General features: G+C 38.6%; 20 protein-coding genes and 1 pseudogene. 4 read left to right on the top strand and 17 right to left on the bottom strand.

The annotated features are described in order from the left end of the window. Window positions 1–247: 247 nt before the first annotated feature. From SAY88_RS18650 to SAY88_RS18615, 8 genes are all read right to left on the bottom strand, one after another. A complete protein-coding gene (locus tag SAY88_RS18650) occupies window positions 248–1567 on the bottom strand; it encodes a Na+/H+ antiporter family protein (RefSeq protein WP_332633659.1) in 1320 nt (439 codons plus the stop codon). A 200-nt stretch (window positions 1568–1767) separates the two neighbouring features. Further along, window positions 1768–2454 (bottom strand): ABC transporter ATP-binding protein, encoded by a 687-nt coding sequence (locus tag SAY88_RS18645; protein ID WP_332633658.1) that lies wholly within the window; start codon window positions 2452–2454, stop codon window positions 1768–1770. Continuing rightward, on the bottom strand, window positions 2447–2833 hold the full coding sequence (locus tag SAY88_RS18640; protein WP_250097788.1) for a GntR family transcriptional regulator: 387 nt from the start codon (window positions 2831–2833) through the stop codon (window positions 2447–2449). The genes SAY88_RS18645 and SAY88_RS18640 overlap by 8 nt, the downstream gene beginning before the upstream one ends. A gap of 3 nt (window positions 2834–2836) precedes the next feature. After that, a complete protein-coding gene (locus SAY88_RS18635; protein ID WP_332633657.1) occupies window positions 2837–3634 on the bottom strand; it encodes a hypothetical protein in 798 nt (265 codons plus the stop codon). A gap of 172 nt (window positions 3635–3806) precedes the next feature. After that, on the bottom strand, window positions 3807–4901 hold the full coding sequence (locus tag SAY88_RS18630; RefSeq protein WP_332633656.1) for a TRAP transporter substrate-binding protein: 1095 nt from the start codon (window positions 4899–4901) through the stop codon (window positions 3807–3809). A gap of 46 nt (window positions 4902–4947) precedes the next feature. Then, a complete protein-coding gene (locus tag SAY88_RS18625) occupies window positions 4948–6216 on the bottom strand; it encodes a TRAP transporter large permease (protein ID WP_332633655.1) in 1269 nt (422 codons plus the stop codon). Window positions 6217–6277: 61 nt separating this feature from the next. Beyond that, the gene (locus tag SAY88_RS18620; RefSeq protein WP_250097792.1) at window positions 6278–6793 is read right to left on the bottom strand and encodes a TRAP transporter small permease; all 516 of its coding nucleotides are present in this window, start codon (window positions 6791–6793) and stop codon (window positions 6278–6280) included. A gap of 539 nt (window positions 6794–7332) precedes the next feature. Next, on the bottom strand, window positions 7333–8814 hold the full coding sequence (locus SAY88_RS18615; protein ID WP_332633654.1) for a leucyl aminopeptidase: 1482 nt from the start codon (window positions 8812–8814) through the stop codon (window positions 7333–7335). A 312-nt stretch (window positions 8815–9126) separates the two neighbouring features. On the opposite strand from SAY88_RS18615, the gene SAY88_RS18610 reads away from it, so the two are divergent. Together SAY88_RS18610 and SAY88_RS18605 are read left to right on the top strand one after the other, a co-directional pair. Further along, complete coding sequence (locus tag SAY88_RS18610) at window positions 9127–9603, top strand: divergent PAP2 family protein (RefSeq protein WP_332633653.1); 477 nt, start codon at window positions 9127–9129, stop codon at window positions 9601–9603. Window positions 9604–9639: 36 nt separating this feature from the next. Then, entirely contained in the window at window positions 9640–10464 is an 825-nt protein-coding gene (locus SAY88_RS18605; protein WP_332633652.1) for a cobalamin-binding protein, read from the top strand. Window positions 10465–10527: 63 nt separating this feature from the next. On the opposite strand, the gene SAY88_RS18600 is transcribed toward SAY88_RS18605, so the two are convergent. From SAY88_RS18600 to SAY88_RS18575, 6 genes are all read right to left on the bottom strand, one after another. Then, entirely contained in the window at window positions 10528–11220 is a 693-nt protein-coding gene (locus SAY88_RS18600) for a 3D domain-containing protein (RefSeq protein WP_332633664.1), read from the bottom strand. 203 nt (window positions 11221–11423) lie between these two features. Further along, window positions 11424–11741, bottom strand: a complete 318-nt coding sequence (locus SAY88_RS18595; protein ID WP_332633651.1) for a YuiB family protein — start codon at window positions 11739–11741, stop codon at window positions 11424–11426. 193 nt (window positions 11742–11934) lie between these two features. Further along, window positions 11935–12069 (bottom strand): YuiA family protein, encoded by a 135-nt coding sequence (locus SAY88_RS18590; protein WP_250097797.1) that lies wholly within the window; start codon window positions 12067–12069, stop codon window positions 11935–11937. A gap of 201 nt (window positions 12070–12270) precedes the next feature. Next, window positions 12271–13485 carry an NAD(P)/FAD-dependent oxidoreductase gene (locus SAY88_RS18585; protein WP_332633649.1) on the bottom strand — a complete coding sequence of 405 codons (1215 nt, stop codon included), beginning with the start codon at window positions 13483–13485 and terminating at the stop codon, window positions 12271–12273. A 320-nt stretch (window positions 13486–13805) separates the two neighbouring features. Continuing rightward, window positions 13806–14159 (bottom strand): HesB/IscA family protein, encoded by a 354-nt coding sequence (locus SAY88_RS18580; RefSeq protein ID WP_332633648.1) that lies wholly within the window; start codon window positions 14157–14159, stop codon window positions 13806–13808. A gap of 78 nt (window positions 14160–14237) precedes the next feature. Further along, window positions 14238–14435, bottom strand: a complete 198-nt coding sequence (locus tag SAY88_RS18575) for an aspartyl-phosphate phosphatase Spo0E family protein (RefSeq protein ID WP_332633647.1) — start codon at window positions 14433–14435, stop codon at window positions 14238–14240. A gap of 322 nt (window positions 14436–14757) precedes the next feature. Between SAY88_RS18575 and mqnE the strand changes: the two genes are divergently transcribed. Further along, window positions 14758–15852, top strand: coding sequence for an aminofutalosine synthase MqnE (gene mqnE, locus SAY88_RS18570; protein ID WP_250097801.1), 1095 nt, complete (start codon window positions 14758–14760; stop codon window positions 15850–15852). Between the two features lie 498 nt (window positions 15853–16350). On the opposite strand, the gene dapF is transcribed toward mqnE, so the two are convergent. From dapF to SAY88_RS18555, 3 genes are read right to left on the bottom strand one after another with little or no spacing between them, the layout of a single operon-like run. Beyond that, a complete protein-coding gene (gene dapF, locus SAY88_RS18565; RefSeq protein WP_332633646.1) occupies window positions 16351–17208 on the bottom strand; it encodes a diaminopimelate epimerase in 858 nt (285 codons plus the stop codon). Next, window positions 17205–17447 (bottom strand): hypothetical protein, encoded by a 243-nt coding sequence (locus tag SAY88_RS18560; RefSeq protein WP_332633645.1) that lies wholly within the window; start codon window positions 17445–17447, stop codon window positions 17205–17207. The genes dapF and SAY88_RS18560 overlap by 4 nt, the downstream gene beginning before the upstream one ends. 21 nt (window positions 17448–17468) lie before the next feature. Then, entirely contained in the window at window positions 17469–17705 is a 237-nt protein-coding gene (locus SAY88_RS18555) for a YuzB family protein (RefSeq protein WP_250097804.1), read from the bottom strand. A gap of 229 nt (window positions 17706–17934) precedes the next feature. Between SAY88_RS18555 and SAY88_RS18550 the strand changes: the two are divergent. Continuing rightward, window positions 17935–18048, top strand: a pseudogene (locus SAY88_RS18550) (TetR/AcrR family transcriptional regulator); the annotation flags it as partial. Window positions 18049–18322 lie beyond the last annotated feature (274 nt).

The following is an 18322-nucleotide window of genomic DNA, read 5'->3' as shown; positions in this document are numbered from 1 at the left end:
TGCGCCTAAAGGAGAAGAGCGTTCCTTTAGGCTTAAAACCTTTACGACGGCTCCGCTCAATGCTTCGAGTTAATAGAAAAAGGGAAAACCGCCCTTCCTTAAATAGAGCGGTCCTCGTGTGCATTGGCTTCACTCGTCGTGCGCCTAAAGGAGAAGAGCGTTCCTTTAGGCTTAAAACCTTTACGACGGCTCCGCTCAATGCTTCGAGTTAATAGAAAAAGGGAAAACCGCCCTTTTTCTATTAACTCTATAGCACCATTGCGGCGATCCAGCCGAAGATGAATAGTGGTATGTTGAAGTGTAAAAATGTTGGTACGCATGTATCCCATATATGATTGTGCTGGCCATCGGCGTTTAATCCGGCTGATGGTCCTAGTGTACTATCTGATGCTGGAGCTCCAGCATCTCCTAACGCCCCTGCTGTACCGATTAGAGCAATGATGGCTAATGGTGAAAATCCAGCAGCTAGACCAAGCGGGACAAACAATGTAGCAATAATTGGAATCGTTGCAAAAGAGGACCCTATCCCCATTGTTATAAACAAACCTATGACAAGCATTAATAATGCCGCAGCGGCTTGACTTTCTCCGACGATATTCGCTGCTTGTGTGACGAGTAACTCTACATGCCCCGTTTCACGGATGACAGCTGCAAACCCTGAAGCAGCAAGCATAACAAAAGAGATAAATGCCATCATCTTCATTCCTTCTGTAACGACACTATCTGCTTCCTTCCACTTTAATGACCCACTTAAAAGAAGCACAACAAGCCCCGCAAGAGCTGCGATAATCATAGAATCGGAAAGCTGCTGTACAATTAGAGTGGCAACAATCGCAATAAGGGCAGCAATGACAGACCACTTTGTAAATACTTGTTGATTTACAGGCGCTCCTACAATAGGACGGTCCTCATACTGTCTGCTTTTTCGATATGTTATAAAAATGGCAATGAGTAGCCCTAGAACAAGCCCTAGTGTAGGTAACGCCATCGCTTTAGGTATATCAGAAAGAGCAATCACTAAGCCATTTTCCTTCATGTTATCTGCAACGATCCCATGGAAAATCAAACCGAATCCATACGGTAAGAAGATATATGGGGCTGTTAATCCGAACGTTAAGATTGTTGCAATTGCACGTCGGTCCACTCCTAATTCATTTAAGATTTTTAGGATTGGTGGAATTAAAATAGGAATGAAGGCGATGTGAATTGGTACGACGTTTTGAGAGAAACAAGAAACGACCGCTAATAAAAAGAAAATAAGTGCTTTTGAAAGAGCTTTTTTTCTTGAATCTTCATTTCGTCCAACTAGCTTTATCACCCATGCAACCATGACATCCGGCAAACCGGTACGGGCAATCGCAACAGCAAACGCCCCTAGGAGTGCATAACTGAGAGCTACCGTCGCACTTCCACCTAAGCCATCAGTAAACACATCAATCGTCTGTGAAAAACCTAAGCCTCCAAGTAGTCCCCCGGTTAGCGCTCCAAGTGCAAGTGCAATGACCACATGGACACGAACTAGACTAAGTATTAACATAACAAGAACCGCTATTAGAACTGCATTCATTTTCTCAAATCCTTTACTTTGCTAAATCACTAATATATTAAAGTACTCAACTAAACTATCACTATATTGCTATATTGTCAATGGGAGTTCTTTTGTTTAGAAAGAGGTAAAGTACCTATTAATAACAAACAAGCCCACTAATATAGTGAGCTTAAAAGCAAACGAGGGTTGAAAAATATTTACCATTTTAAGTTGCTAAACTATCCAGAAATCTTTTTCATCCAATCGACAATTCCCATATTCTCTTCTATACGAAGTTGTTCAACGTTCTTATGACCAAGGATCTTCCCATTTTTAATCAAAACAACTTCATCAAGGATCGCTTCAATCTCTCTTATTTCATGTGTCGTAATTAACACGACTTGACGTTCTAAATCAATAAAGGAAATCAAACCTTTTACAATAGAATCTCGTACCATTGGATCGAGACCAGAAAGTGGTTCATCCATTAAAATAACGGGCACATCTCTTGAAAGGGTTAATACGATTTTTAGTCGTCCTCGATTCCCCTTGGAAAGATGCTTAAGCTTTGCTCCACGGTCCAAATTCATGAATGTACGAATTTCCTCCGCCTTTTCTAAATTGAAATCGGAAAACTGCGACGCGTAGAAATCAATAGTTTGGCCTACATTATAAAAATTATAATATTCATCTAACTCTGAGAGATACGACACTTGATTTGCAATCCGACTAATCTTTTTCCCATTAACAGTTACGTAACCTTTTGTTGGATGAGAAAGACCTGCAATTAATTTTAAAGTTGTTGATTTCCCACTACCGTTTTCTCCAACAAGACCTATGATTTTCCCTTTTGATAATTCAAGATCGACATCCACAAGTGCAACTTTATTAATAAACCTCTTCGTCACTTCGTGCAGTTTAATCATCGAATTCCACCACCTTGCCGTTTTTCAAAAAAGCTTTAAGACCAGCTTCGATTTCATCATCAACATATCCCATTTCATGCATGCCTTTTACAAACGCTGAAATCTCAACTTCCTTAAGCTGCTCTCTCATTTCATGTAATGTTTGCTCATTCTCAGTAACAAACGTTCCTTGACCTCGCTTTGTTTCCACAATCTTCATCCCCTCTAACTCTCGGTATGTCCGCTGTACCGTATTAGGATTTACGCTTGCTTGAATCCCCATTTCTCGAACTGATGGAAGCTTGTCACCGGGTTTTAACTCACCACGCAAAATTTGTTTTTTTATTCTTTCAGCAAGTTGACTGTATATCGGTTGTGATGATTGGAACATATCTGTCATATCTTACACCTCTACTTTTCGATCTAGCATCCAACAGGCGACTGCGAATAGGACGACTACGATAACCGTCTCAAAGAGGTAAGCACCTAAGTACAGACTTATATTCCCTACCTCCGTTGTCACTTCTGTTCCATTTTCCATATTTGTTGTAATGTTTATGCTTTCTGTAATGCCTGTAAGGTGCACCTCTCCCCAATTTGTTAATACCTCATATAGCGCAGTCATTTTAAACCAGCTATATACAAATGAGGTTCCTATGAAAATGCCAAGAGTCGCTAAAAAACTTAAGAATGAACCTAAATATCGAGTAAATAATAAGTAAATCATCCTATAAAATATAGTAAATATCCCAAAACTCACTGCTAGTAGAATGAGATGAATCCCACCTAGTACTCCAGCACTTGTTACATTAATCATTTTCAATTGCTCAGAAATAGTTACGGAATTATTCATTGCTATTAACAGCGTTGTTCCAGTAATAACTAGCGTGATTAGCATTGATAGCAAGCCAGCTGATAACTTGGCTAGAAGAAGTCCGTAACCAGGCATTGTACTGTGAAGCCATAGATGTAACTTTTTCCTTTCCACATGCAAACTATTTAACATGTAATAAATTAAATAAAATACTTGAATCCCTGTTGCGAATAAACCTACTGCCACAACAGCTTCCCACGCAACGTCATAACGCGAACCTAGATATGCTGCAATAATGACCGAAATCAAAAATGCAATAATAGGCCCTAATAAAGCTGACAACCCTAATCTCATTTCTTTTTTAAATAAACTTACCCATGCAGTCATACTATGACCTCCTTTTTTTTAAAACCGTATTAGTGTATTAATTAAATAGTACACTAATACAGATGTATAGTCAATGGAACATAAGCCTATTTTTTAACTATTTTGCAAGTAAACAAATAGAAACGCAAAAAGACTGTTGAGTTCACTACTCAACAGTCTTTTCGTTTACTTATTATTGATGTGCTGCAATTTCTTCTTCTAGTAATTCTAGCATTTTACGGCCTTCGTCACCGACAACTTCATCGCGGAAAAAGTCACGAACTGGTAACGCTAGCTCACGGAAAGCTTCACGCTCTCCTTCTGTTAACTCGTAAACTTCGGTCGGATTAGCTGTATCATTTTCAATGGACTCTAATAATGCATCGTTCATTTCAGCTTGCATTTCAAACACTCTAGGCTGCATTTCTTCAACGGTTTCATCAATCAATGCACGAATATCCTCTGGTAAACCGTTATAGAAATCAGGGTTTACTGTTGTCATCGCTACATAGTTGTTGTGGTTTGAAATCGTCATATGATCTTGTACTTCATGGAAAGATGCATCTTCGATAAAGAAGATTGGGTTTTCTTGTCCGTCTACTACTCCACGATCAAGTGATGTATACAATTCAGACCAGCTAAGTGGAGATGGATCTGCACCATAAGCACGATAAGATTCCATAATTAATGGTGACTCTTGTGTACGCATTTTAAAGTTTTCAAAATCAGCTGGTGTACGTAGTTGGCTGCTTCCAGTCCATTGCATTGCACCTTCTGTGAAGAATGCTAACGGCTTAATGTTATGTGCCTCGTACATCCCAGCTAAATGAGTATTTAATGCTTCACTTGTGTTTAAAATTTCTTGTGTTACTTCTTGATCATCTGGGAACAAGAATTGAAGAGCGAATACTTGACCTTCTGCTACCATACCACCTGTAAATCCAGGAGATACAATTGCGAATTCTACGATTCCATTTTGAAGTTGCTCAACCTGATCCACCTCACTACCAAGTTGACCAAACTCAAATACGTCAATGTTGATTTGCCCATCAGATTTTTCATTAATCAATTCAGCAAATTCTGCTGCATACTCATATTGAACTTGACCTTGTACTTCTTCCGTTACAAACTGCCAGTTATAAGTTTCAGCAGCAGCTCCATCATCTCCTGCACCTTCGTCAACTGTGCTTCCGTCTGTTCCTGCATCTTCACTACCACATGCAGCTAGAGCCAATGTTAAAGCTCCTGCTACAGCAAATGATTTCCAACCTCTTTTTTTAAAAAACATCAAATACCCCCTGTTTTTTTTTAGTACTCTATTTTTTAGGAACTCTCTACAACAAGAAAAGTGAGATTTCCTCAAATAGTATAATAAGCACCGACGCGATGAGTAGCATCACGATATACGGTGGTGTTCCTTTTATGACATCTAAATACGACTTGTTAAATACCGCACTGGCGGTAAATATATCGACCCCAAATGGCGGCGTGGCTGATCCTAAAGCCGCTTGGAATACAATGACAATCCCTAAGTGAATAGGATCTACACCTGCTGACATTGCAGCCGGATAAAAAATGGGTGTTAAAATTAAAATGACGACAATTGGATCGACAAACATACAGCCGATGAAAAAAAAGATGGCAACGATCAACAATACTTGTAAAGCTGTTGGATCAGATCCTAAAACAGTCTCTGTCAGCATTTGCGGGATTCTTGCATAAGAAATAAGCCATGAAAAAGCTTGCCCTGCTGCCACCAAAATGAAGACAGCTGACGTAACAAGTCCCGTCGATAAAGCAATTCGCGGAACATCCGGAATTTTTATCGTTCTAAAAATGAGGAGCTCTAAAATCAATGCATATAACACAGAAATCCCAGCCGCTTCAGTTGGACTAAAGATCCCAAAATAAATCCCACCGACGATAATAGCAGGAAACCCTAAAGGAAAAAGAGCCTTAACTGTTACGTTCCAACGTTCTTTCCAAGAATATTTTTTAGCCCTTGGTATGTTATATATTTTTGCATGAATATAGCTGTAGATGGCAAACATCCCAAAGATTAAAAGTCCAGGTCCGATCCCCGCAATAAATAGGTCACCAACAGACACGCGTGGTGCTGCTAGTGCATAAATGATCATCCCAATACTTGGAGGGATTAGTAACGCAATATCACTCGCATTAATAATTAAGGCAATAGCACTCGAATCTTTATATCCAACTGATAAGAGCCGTTTCCGCATTGGTGTACCAATCGCGACAACGGTTGCTTGTGTAGAGCCAGAGATTGAACCAAACAACGTACACGCCGCAGCTGTAGTGATCGCATATCCCCCGCGCAAATGCCCTACAAACGCTCCAACAAAGTCTAATAGCCGTTTCGATGTTTTTCCCGTAGACATAATATCAGCTGCAAAGATAAACAGCGGAACCGCTAGTAGAACGTAAGATGATATCCCTTCCATCATCTGTTGTACAAGAAACATTGGATCGACGTTTGGCATAAAGAAAAGTACTACGACGATTGATGCTGCAATCATTGGAATCATCATCGGGAACCCTAATATAAGCAAAACGATCATAATCGTTAACATAGTTGCTATCATTCTCAGTTTCCTCGCAGTCTTTATTTAGTTTCATTGATTCATACTTTGTAAGCTAATTCTTCTATGAATAATCCTTTTTTTCTTGAGCCAAGTATACTTCTTTCTCTTTAATATTCACCCACATATTGCGCAAAAATTGTATACCTCCAAGTACAAGCCCGACTGGTATAAACATGGCAAATAAATAGACAGGTACTTGCATAGCTGTGGTAACCCGCCCTGACTCAACAAGGGACATGAAATACCCATATGCAAACACAGACAACGTAAAGAGAACAACTGCTGTTAAAGCCGGTATAAAGATTGCAAGTGCTTTTCGAATGGGATACGGTGCTAAATCATAAAACGCAGACATGCTAATATGTCTACCTTTCCTAGCGGCATAGCTAATCCCCATAAAGGTAGCAACCGTGACAGCAAACCTACTTACTTCCTGGTGAAAGGCCCAACTTGAACCTACGACTGCCCGACTTATCACATTGCCCACAACCATAATCGCTATTAAAATAATCGAATAGCTTAAAATATGTTCTTCTAATTTGACGATCCATCGGTCTAGCGTTCGCAATGCCTTCAATGAGTGGTCTCCCCCCCTCTTTTTACAGAATTATCAAATTACATAAAATAGTGCAAAAACACCAAGTACCATAATCATACTGGAAGAAAGTTCCCATCTCAAACGTGATATGTAGGCTTGTTCTTTCCTAAATTTGCATATTTGCCCATCTACCTAGCTAACAACACTCATATAGCCTAATCCTCTAAACAACGCTTGTATATTCTGAAATGCTCGACACTCATAGGAAGAAAGGCTTAATCACAAGGCTAAATGCACGTCTGATGTACCTCAAAAAAAGAGGGGGCACTGAAAAAGGTACAATCCAACCTTTTTCAGTGCCCTCGATTAAGTAGCAATGGCTCCGCATGCTGTGCGCCTGCTATGAGAAACCCGCTCATAGCACAGGCTTTTCAAAAAAGGGCAACAGCTCCTCACATTGCTTGGAGGGCGAATTCACTTTTTAGCTATAAAAAAAGGTTGGCTCCTATTTTTTTATTACCCCTTCTTTCATCCTAATTCTATAGTTGTGTGCATAATTCCATATGACGTTCTTTTTGTTAGCCTTCTTTGTTTATGACAACTTGCGCAAGCGTTCTTGCCATTGCTCCTGTGCCACCTAAAGGTCCAAGGTTAGAAGTTTTTGATTGCCACGCCGTTCCTGCAATGTCAAGATGTACCCATGGCGTTTCTTCAGCAAATTCACCGATAAACAAACCAGCCGTAATACTTCCTGCTTGGCGTCCTGGTGCATTATTTAAATCAGCAACGTCGCTTGTTTTGAGCATTTTTTTGTATGGAGCGTAGTTCGGCAGACGCCAGATCCATTCGCCTGTTTCAACTGATGCTTCTAATACTTCCTCCAATAACTCTTCATTATTCGTCACAGCTCCTGTTGTACAATCACCAAGAGCAATAATAACCGCTCCAGTAAGTGTCGCTACATCAATGATTGATGTTGCACCTAGCTGTTTGGCATATGTAATTCCATCAGCTAAAATTAAACGTCCTTCAGCATCGGTATTACGAACTTCAATCGTCTTGCCGCTTAACGAAGTTATAACATCACCTGGTTTTAGTGCTGAACCATTTAATAGGTTTTCTGAAGATGGGATAACAGCTAAAACGTTGACATTTGGTTTCACCGTACCGATAATGTCCATCGCACCAAGAACAGCCGCGGCTCCCCCCATATCCATTTTCATTTGATGCATATTTTCACGTGGCTTGATTGAGATACCACCTGAATCAAATGTTAAGCCTTTTCCAACTAAACCGATGATTTCATCTGAACTAGAATTGCCGCTAAATTTTAGGACAATCATTTTAGGAGGCTGGTCACTTCCCGCTGCTACCGCAAGTAACGCTCCCATTCCTAGTTTCTCCATTTCTTCACGTTCAAGAATTTCATACTCAAATCCATGTTTTTCTGCTAATGCAACTGCTTCTTCCGCCAAATCTGTCGGTGTCATCAAGTTTCCTGGTGTATTTACAAGCTTACGAGCCCGATTAGCGCCTTGTCCATATGTAAAACCAACTTGCGCAGCTTCTTTTAGGCCCGCCTCTTCTCCATACAAAACGACTTCTTCTATGTTCACATCGACCTCATTTGTTTTTTCCTTATAATCTAATACGGTATACGTACCAAGGGCAAGAGCCTCGCCGATTAAGACAGCTGCATCATTTTTATCGACTGATTCACTTACAAAACTCTCAACTAAGAAAGCGACCTTTTTAATCTTGTCCCTTTTTAACTGCTGACTAGCACTAGCTATTGCTTCACGAATTGTTTCAGTCGTTGAATCTTCTTTTTTCCCAAGCCCTACTACATAAACAGTTTCAGAGTTCATGTTATCCATAGTATAAAGAATGGTTCTTTCACCAAGTTTTGCTTTCTTCATTTTTTTAAGCTTCGAAATTTGCTTATGAAGTTCGTTATTGACCTTTTCAACTTCAGGATGAAGGGGTGCTTCCTCAAAAATGCCTATTATAAGTACATTATGCTTATTTTCACTTTGAAACACCGGTAAAGTTTTAAACATCTATATCACTCCTTATTTAGTATCCCGTCATTTATTATACATGTCTTTCTCATTTATTTCGATAAGCGAAATGATAACATATCAATAAAATGTGGTCTATTAACGAACACTAACCTAACTAAATCTCTTTTTATGATATAATGAGAAACGCAATCCCCTCTAAGATTAGCCTCATATCTATGATTACTTTCATAATATTTTTGGCTTTTCATATTCATTTTATTTTTAACGAAAACTAAAAAATTTTAATAATGAACACTGCAAGGAATAAAAACTAAGTATCTCAATTGCTTTACAGGAAAGGACGTAATCATGGAAATTTTTCACAACTTCCCTTTATGGGCAGCATTGTTTGCCATTGGATTTGCTCAATTCGTAAAAGTTCCCCTTGCTTTTATAGCAACGAGGAAATGGGAATGGTCCCTATTAACAAGTACTGGTGGAATGCCAAGTTCACACTCAGCTGCTGTTACCGCTTTGTCCACAGCTATTGCTCTTGAATTTGGTTTAGATTCTTCCGTCTTTGCAATTGCCGCTGTTTTTGGCATCATTGTCATGTTTGATGCAACTGGTGTAAGGCGTCATGCTGGTTACCACGCAACTGTCATTAATCAACTTGTTACCGATTTTAATAAGCTTGTTGCTGAAGTGAAATCGTGGCCTCAAAAAGAAGAAACGGAAAAAAGAAAAGAATTAAAAGAGCTACTCGGTCATCAACCAATCGAAGTTTTTTTCGGTGCACTACTTGGCATTTTCCTAACATTAACGTTGCATGTAATCATTCACTAATACTTTTTTTAATCATTACGAGAAGGGAGTTAATAAATGAGACTTATTTCAATATGTCCAAGCAATACAGAGCTCGTTGCTTACTTAGGCCTAACACCAAATTTAGTTGGTGTTGATGATTACTCAGATTGGCCAAAAGCAATCAATACCTTACCAAGATTAGGACCTGACCTCTCCATTCGAATCGATGAAGTTGAAGCACTAAAGCCTGACCTTGTACTTGCTTCACTTAGTGTACCTGGAATGGAACGGAATGTTGAACAATTACAAGAAAGAGGCATTCCCCATGTTGTGTATAACCCGAACTCACTAGAGGACATTAAAAATAATCTTCTTGATTTGGGTAAACGAACGAACAAAGAAGAAAAAGCACAAAAAGTTGTTCACAAGTACGAAAGCTTTATACATACATATCAAGAAAGGGCAAAACTAGTCGAGCGTTGTAGCCTGTATTGGGAATGGTGGCCTAAACCTGTGTTCACTCCAGGAGGGAAAAATTGGTTAACTGAAATTAGTATGTTAGCTGGAGGAAAAAATATTTATCACAATGTAGACAAGGCTAGTATACAAACTGACTGGTCTGATGTGGCCCATCACAAACCTGACCATATTTGTTTAGCCTGGGTCGGTGTTCAGACAGATAAAGTAAAGCCAGAGCTACTTTGGAAACGACCCGATTGGCCAAACTTGAATGCCCTCCAAACAAATAAAGTTCATATTTTAGAAGAACCACTCTACTGCCGTCCTTCTCCTCGTCTATTGTTAGGCCTAAAAAAACTAGCAGCCATTTTGCATCCTACTGTGATGCCATTGGATGACGAACTTGATCCCTTGCTCGAGGTTGACCTCGAGGTTGACTAAGTACGAATGAAAAAAATGACGTGTTGAACTTCAATCAGTTAACACGTCATTTTACAAAATTGTTTAATCAAACATTTGATTACGAAACACTTGGACAGCTTCATCATCATTCAATTTTTTAAACTCTTCTTCAGACAGACTACCATCACCTGTTTTCACGACAAACACTTCAACTTCTTGCTTGCCCCATTGATTGAAAACATCATTTACCGTTTCATAATATAAGTCAATTCGATTTCCTTTTATCGCAGATCCGGTATCAGCAACTACCCCATAACCATATCCTGGGATGAACAAAACTGTACCAATCGGATACACATTTGGGTCTGCTGCAATAGTGGAGTAAACGTCGCGCTTCACTTGTATCCCAGAAAACGTAATGCCGTAACTTGGATCTCCAGGGTTTTTGCCTGTCGACTCATAGCCTGCCGTATAACCTGTTGCCACAACTGTATGTGAAGGATATTGAGACCAATCAATGGCTTCCTCCAAAGAAACAGACTTTGACTCAACGACGTCTTGTGACATCAATTGTTCTTCTGTTTTTACAGCTGGCATTGACCTTGCTTTAAGCGCAGTCCCTTTGAACCCATTGTTCCTAGCTGTATGTAGTAGCTCTTCACGTTCATTTTCCAAGTTATTCATCATCCAATGTTGTAGTTCAGTAGCACTCACACCAGAAAAAGTTTGAAATGTTGTAAACAACGCTGCTACAAATAGGCCGCTCATTAACACTCTGCGACCAACTGCTATCATGCTTACCACAAAATTTCACTCCTCTCTTGAATTCAGCATCCCCAGAGAAGTTGAAACTTATACAAATAAGTTGGATGAACATTTCAGAAAACGAAACACTTTATCGGAATAAAGCACTAAAGAGGGGTCTGACCCCCGGAAATAATTCGGAAATAAAAAGAGGATATCTCAAAGGTCCGTTCTTTGACCTTTGAGATATCCTTTTAAAACATTTGATATCCTCTTACGCGTAGCATCTTTATGACTATTCCTGCAATGATTGCACCGATAAATCCACTTGTTAAGACTAAAATATCAACAAAATGCAGCGCAAGTAAATCAGACCCTAACTTCGACAATGATGTAAGCGGTGCAGTAAAATATTCGAAGAAACTAACGTTGTCAACAATTAAAATTACAATAATTGGATATATAAAAGCCATTACCCATGTAGAACGTAAAACCATATTTAACAGAAATCCTATTCCAAAAAATAAAATAAGAAATAGAACCATAGATATTAATAATTGCGGCAAATTCACAGCTTGCACCCCCATGTCCTTTTTAAGTTTACTGAACACTGGGGTTTGAAGTCAACTCAATGTATTGACATCTTTGTGGCAAAAACAAAAATTATGTCTTTGCCACAATAAGCAATTATTGCCGACCTATAAATAAAGAATAACTTAATGACTTTGATATTTTTAAAACAATCAAAAAAACAAACCTTCACTCCTACGCTTGTTGCTCTTGCCCTTCTCCATTGCACTTATTGCATGTTTCACTCCCACCAAGGAGAAGTTGAAAATACCCTGTTCCTTCACAATAAGGACATTGTTCTGTAGCTGTTTGTGTAGACGAATGTTTCATCACTTTCCCCCCTGTTGACAGTTTAGCCTATTAAAGAAATATTATCAGAATTTTTACAATATTAAAACCTTGTCATATCATCTCACGAACTGATGTAAGCGCAAACAAGTTACCTTTTCTGTATATTTTGCAATTATTCTTACTTTTTCATACACAAAAAGCGAATGCAATTTCTGCATTCGCCAATTGTTTTTGCCTATACTACATTGGGTTCTTTCCGCGTTTTAACACAAGGGCAGGTCCACCTAAAAGGAATAGATAACGGTTATCGATCATCTTCTTCATAAAGTTAGCAGATGTACCGAATAACTTTCTAGTCCCAACTACACCGATAGCTTCTTTCCCACCAAGAGAGGCAACAGTCCCTTTGATATCAGGCTTAAATTGTTTCAGTGAGTCGCCTTTCATAAGCGCCTTGATGTTGCTCGCACAAACTTCAGCCATTTGCATAGCAATTTGAGCTGTAGGCGGGTATGGACGATTGATTTCTTCATTAATCATTAGAGCACAGTCACCAATAACAAAAATGTTTTCGTGTCCTGGAGCACGTAAGTCTAAGTCTACTTTAATACGTCCGCGCATATTTTCAAAACCTGATTTCTCAATAACAGAGCTTCCACGAACACCTGTAGCCCAGACAACTGTTCCTGCTTTAATCTCATCGCCACTAGCAAGTGTTACGCCTGATTCAGTTACTTCTTTAATCGGGCAGTTAATTTTAAATTCAACGCCACGGCTCTCAAGTAAGTTCATCGCATATTCCACTAATTCAGGATCGAATCCTGGTAGGGCAGAAGGAGCAGCTTCAATTACGTACATTTTCACTTTATCCTTAGGAACATCATAATGTGCACATAATTCAGGTAAGCGCTCTGATAATTCACCAATGAATTCAATACCTGTAAAACCAGCACCAGCTACGATAAATGTCAATAGCTCGTCCTTCGGCTCAGGAGTATTGTTATACTTTGCAAACATGTACTCAATATGTTCTTTAACTTCACGAGCACCGTTTACTGTCCACTTACTGAATGCGTGTTCATGAACACCTGGAACACCAAATGTTTCTGCTTCAGCACCTAGTCCAACTACGAGGTAATCGAAGTCAAGTTCGCCATTTTCTAGTACAACTCTCTTTTCTTCACGCTTAATTTCCACAACGCTGTCTTTAACAAATTTAATTTTGTTAAGATCAAGTACGCTGTTGATAGGCATACGTGTACGTTCTGGAGAAAGCGTACCAGCAGCTGGTTCATGTAACCAAGTTGTTTGATAGTGATAATCATGCTTGTTAACTAAAGTAATGTTTGCTTCATTATGGCCTAGTTGCTTTGTAAGACGTGATGCTGTGATCATTCCAGCATAACCAGCGCCAAGAATAACGATATTTGGCTTTTTCAATTTCATCACTTCCATCTTCTAAATAATTTTTCTTACTATATTTTCCCCCGAAAAACAACATTGTGATTCTTTTCACGAATAAGTATAGAATAATAGGTAAATATTAATAATAAATTTCGTAAAAAAGTCACAAAACCCATCTTTAATAATATGGTTTTTCGACGTATTTTTCAACTACTTTTAAAAATAATTATTCATTTTCTTGACCTCTTACTATCTTTTCTTTTACTCGATATTAATGTAAGCGAAAGCGAAAAAACTTATGCATTGAGCTTCTCGTTTTTTTATCAAACAAAAAAAGACCTCCTTACAAAAAGTAAGAAGATCTATATTCATTAGCAATCTTCAGGTGTCCCTGCATTCGTTGCCGTTCGAAATGATGAACCACATCCACACGAAGCAATGGCATTGGGATTATCAATTGTGAACCCGCCGCCCATCATGTTTTGCTTGTAATCAACAACAAGTCCTTTAATGATTGGTTCACTTTCCTTATCAACTAAAACAGAGAGCCCATTTATATTAAGCAATGTATCCTCTTCATGCTTTTCTGTATCAAAACCCATTCCATAAGAAAGACCACTACAGCCGCCACCTTTTACACCGATACGAAGCATTAAGCTTTGATCACCTTCAGCTTCCATCATGTCTTTAATTTGGCTTACTGCTGCATCTGTTAATGTAATCATGATACCCCTCCTAATCGCTGTTACGATTAGTATAACCGTTAATACTTATTAGCTCAAGGTACGTGCTCACCCAATTTTTTAGAAGGATAGGGAACGTTCCCATTCTTTTGTTCCTGTCTCTAATAAAATCACTTTGTTATGTGCACGATCTAACTCCTGACTATAATGCAGAACGATAGGATGACTCAATCCGTATTGTCCTGCTGCAGCAACCATCTTGTTACGGAGTTCTTCGATTTTTTCCATACAGGCGTCTTGTTTCAATACTTTGTTCATCTCCACCATCCCCTCCATTTACAGCTTCTATTTATCTGCACACTTCATAAATTAATTTTACCAACTAAGTGAAAATATGTGCAAGATCAAATAGTAAAAAAGTATGTATTCACATTTTTTCCAAATATAGAAATACCCTAGCTATACCAAAACGTCTCTATTTCTTTCATTAAACCTATTCTGATAGTATAATAGTAGGCAAACACGAAAGATCTTAATCGTTTACTAATATATTCTATAAAAACAAACATATTCCTTCAAAAAAATGAATGATTGTAGGAATATTGTTACGGTTTAATGAAGAAATGGAGGACAAGAACGGATGGGAACAATATTAACCGATACAAAGTTACAATCGATTGCCGAAAAGGTGAACCACGGCGAACGTCTGACAATTCAAGATGGCCTTTATTTATTTGAAAGTCCTGATTTATTAGGGATTGCTCAATTAGCTAATCAAGTAAATCAGAAAAAAAATGGGGATCATGTTTATTTTATTGAAAATATGTACATTAATCCTACAAATGTTTGTGAAGCTAGCTGCGGCTTCTGTGGATTCAAACGTAAGCCGGGGGATGAGGGCGCTTATACGATGGACAGTGACGCATTGTTAGAATATGTGGAAAAAAGATGGAATGATAACATTCGTGAGTTCCATATTGTTGGCGGACACAATCACGAAGTTCCTTTTGACTACTACTTAAATACTATTCGGACATTAAAAAAGCACTATCCACAAGTTACAGTTAAAGCATACACAGGTGCCGAAATTGAGTTTTTCTCGCGCATTTCTGGTTTATCTATGAAAGAAGTATTAGAAGAGCTAATTAAAGCAGGTCTTGATACACTACCAGGAGGTGGGGCTGAAATCTTAACTGAGCGCTACCGTTTAAAAATGAGTCCAGATAAAGCATCGACAGATCAGTGGTTAGAAGCACACGAAATTGCTCACAACCTTGGATTAAAAACACATGCAACTATGCTTTATGGTTCCATCGAAACGAAAGAAGAACGGCTGATCCATATGGACCGTTTGCGCCAGCTTCAAGACCGCACAAATGGTTATATGGTATTCATCCCTCTTGCGATGCAGCCTCGTAGCATTAACGCTGGAATTAAGCGTCGTACAACAGCTTATGATGACATGCGTACACTTGCAATCAGTCGTTTAATGCTCGATAACTTCGACCACATTAAAGCATATTGGATCAACATCGGAGTTCAATTAACACAAATGGCGCTTACGTTCGGTTCGAGTGACATTCACGGAACGTTAATTGAAGAGCGAATTTCCCACGCAGTTGGCGCATTAACATCCCAAGGCATTACGCGTGAAGAGCTTGTTTACCTTATTAAGAGCGCTGGCAAGACTCCAGTTGAACGAGATACATTTTATAATGTGGTAAAGACTTACTAAATGTTTTTAACTGGAGAGAGTTCCTACGGAGTCAATGTAAATTACAGATCTGTAGTTTCTCCATCCACTGGTGATTCCCATAAAATTCAAGGAAACAGTCTTTCATTGTAGATGAAAGACTGTTTCCTTTATTTAACCTTAATTTTGGTCTTTCATAACTTCGATGAATACCTTTTCTCTTGGATTTCAAACACCTTTTGGTCTTCACACCATTGATGAGTACCTTTTCTCTTGAGTTCAAACTGCGTTCCGCTCTTCATACAATTGATGAGAACCTTTCCTCTTGTCACTCAACCTCGTTCCGCTTCTCATACCTTCAATGACGTCCTTTTCTCTACAATTTTAACCATTAGGACCTTCATCACGTTTATGACGACTCCACCTTAGATTTTTGCCAGCTCTCTTCCCATTTAAAGAGTCTCCTTTCTGTAATAAAATACAAAACAAGCTAGGCAGTGTATCCTAGCTTGTTTCCTCTTAAACAAACATTAGATTAAGTTATTTACGTTCAAAAACACCTTCACAAATCACTTCAGCTGCGCCGGTCATTAAAACATGACCATTCTCAAGCCATGTAATTCCTAAGTCTCCACCAAGAAGGTGAACCGTCACTTCTTTCCCTTTTTCAGCATGTCCATTTAAGATCGCAGCGACAACAGCTGCACAAGCCCCTGTTCCACAAGCCTGTGTAATTCCTGAACCTCTTTCCCACACTCGAAAATGAAGTTCTTTTTCAGATACTACTTCAACAAACTCAACATTCACCCATTCCGGAAAGCGTTCATCCTTTTCCATTTTCGGGCCAATTGTTTCAACTTGTGCGTGATTAATATCCTCGACAAACATGACAGCATGTGGATTCCCCATCGAAACTGCCGTTACTTGAAACGTTTCATCCTCTATTGGAAAAGCTTCTGCTACCACTTCATCTTGGTCTTCTCCTAACATCGGAATCAACTGTCTTGAAAGAATAGGTTTTCCCATATCTACCGTAACTGTCTTGACTTTTCCTTCCGTTACATGAACAGTCGCTTCTACAAGCCCACCTAATGTTTCAATTTGAAAAGTCTCTTCTTTCACATAGCCATGTTCATAAGCAAATTTTGCAACACAACGTAAACCGTTTCCGCAATTCTTTGCTTCCGAACCATCATTGTTAAATACACGCATCTTCACAGGAGCAACATTAGAAGGACAAACAAGGATCATTCCATCCGAACCAATCCCTTTATTTTTATCAGCTACTTCAACAGCAAGCGGCGCTAGCTTGTCTTCATCAAGCGTTTGTTTAAACATATCTACATAAATATAACTATTTCCTAACCCGTGCATCTTCGTAAAATGCATGTTCGTCAATCCCTTCTTAACTGCTTATCCGTCCAAAAATAATCTTGATCAGCTTCTAAAATAGTTAGCTTCCCATTACAGCATGGTAAGATCAAGATTGTTTTAATTCCTTGTTCCGCCCTTTTAAAATCGGATTTTTTCATATTTGTTAACACGTTCTCCGTGTGACAAAAGGGACAGGATTGCAAATATATATCATCATAAAGGCGTTCATATGGCCACGTATTTACAAAAGGAATGACATCCACCTGTCACACATCCTTTCTATATTAAAACATAGGGTTTTCTTCTAGATGCGTATATATATTTTCAACTAATTCTTCTGTCGACTCTCCAGAAACATATTCACCATTTACTAAAGCAAATAGCTCTCTTGCACAATTTCCACAACTACTAAGACAACCATACTCAATAATATCTAAATTAGGATCTTTTTCTAATTCTTCCATTGCTTTTTGAGATCCACTAGCTAAATTACTAAGACAAAACTCGATAATTGGACGCATTTGCTCTCACCTCTTCAATCTACCTCTTTATGCTACTCTCGCAATAGAGAGAAGTCAATTGCCAGCCAGTTATTTTCTAAGGAATTATTGCGTTTATCATATTAAAAAAAGAGTAATATAAAGACAAGCATGAAAGCGCTTTTGAAAAAGTCACAAATTTGTTGTTTTTTTATTTATTTATCGTTATAATCAAAACTGACCAAGGTCACTTTTGGTGAGGAGAAGAAAAATGAACGAACGAGCGAAAAAAGAACAGACTAAAGCGCGGATAGAAGAAGCGGCGTTAACTTTGTTTCGTGAAAAAGGATATTCGCGAACAACTGTACAAGAAATTACAAAAGCAGCAAAAGTAGCAAAGGGAACTTTCTTTAATTACTTTCCAACAAAAGACTCTATTATGCAGTCACTTGCCAACGATTTGCTATTAGCAGTTATGCCACATATTAAACAAACGCATTTAAGAAATCGACCACTATCGATTCGATTACGTTCGTATTTACAATTTATATTAACTGACTATGACCGATATCCTGCACTAACTATTGAGATGTGGAATCACGTTCTTAAGGAACAAACGCTTCTTTTTACGCACTGGAATGAACTTTTACAAGATGCAA

The sequence above is a fragment of the Halalkalibacter flavus genome (genome assembly GCF_036663575.1).
GTDB lineage: Bacteria > Bacillota > Bacilli > Bacillales > Bacillaceae_D > Halalkalibacter > Halalkalibacter flavus.
The sequence above is the reverse complement of the archived record's forward strand: the minus strand, read 5'-3'. Positions and strand labels throughout refer to the sequence as shown.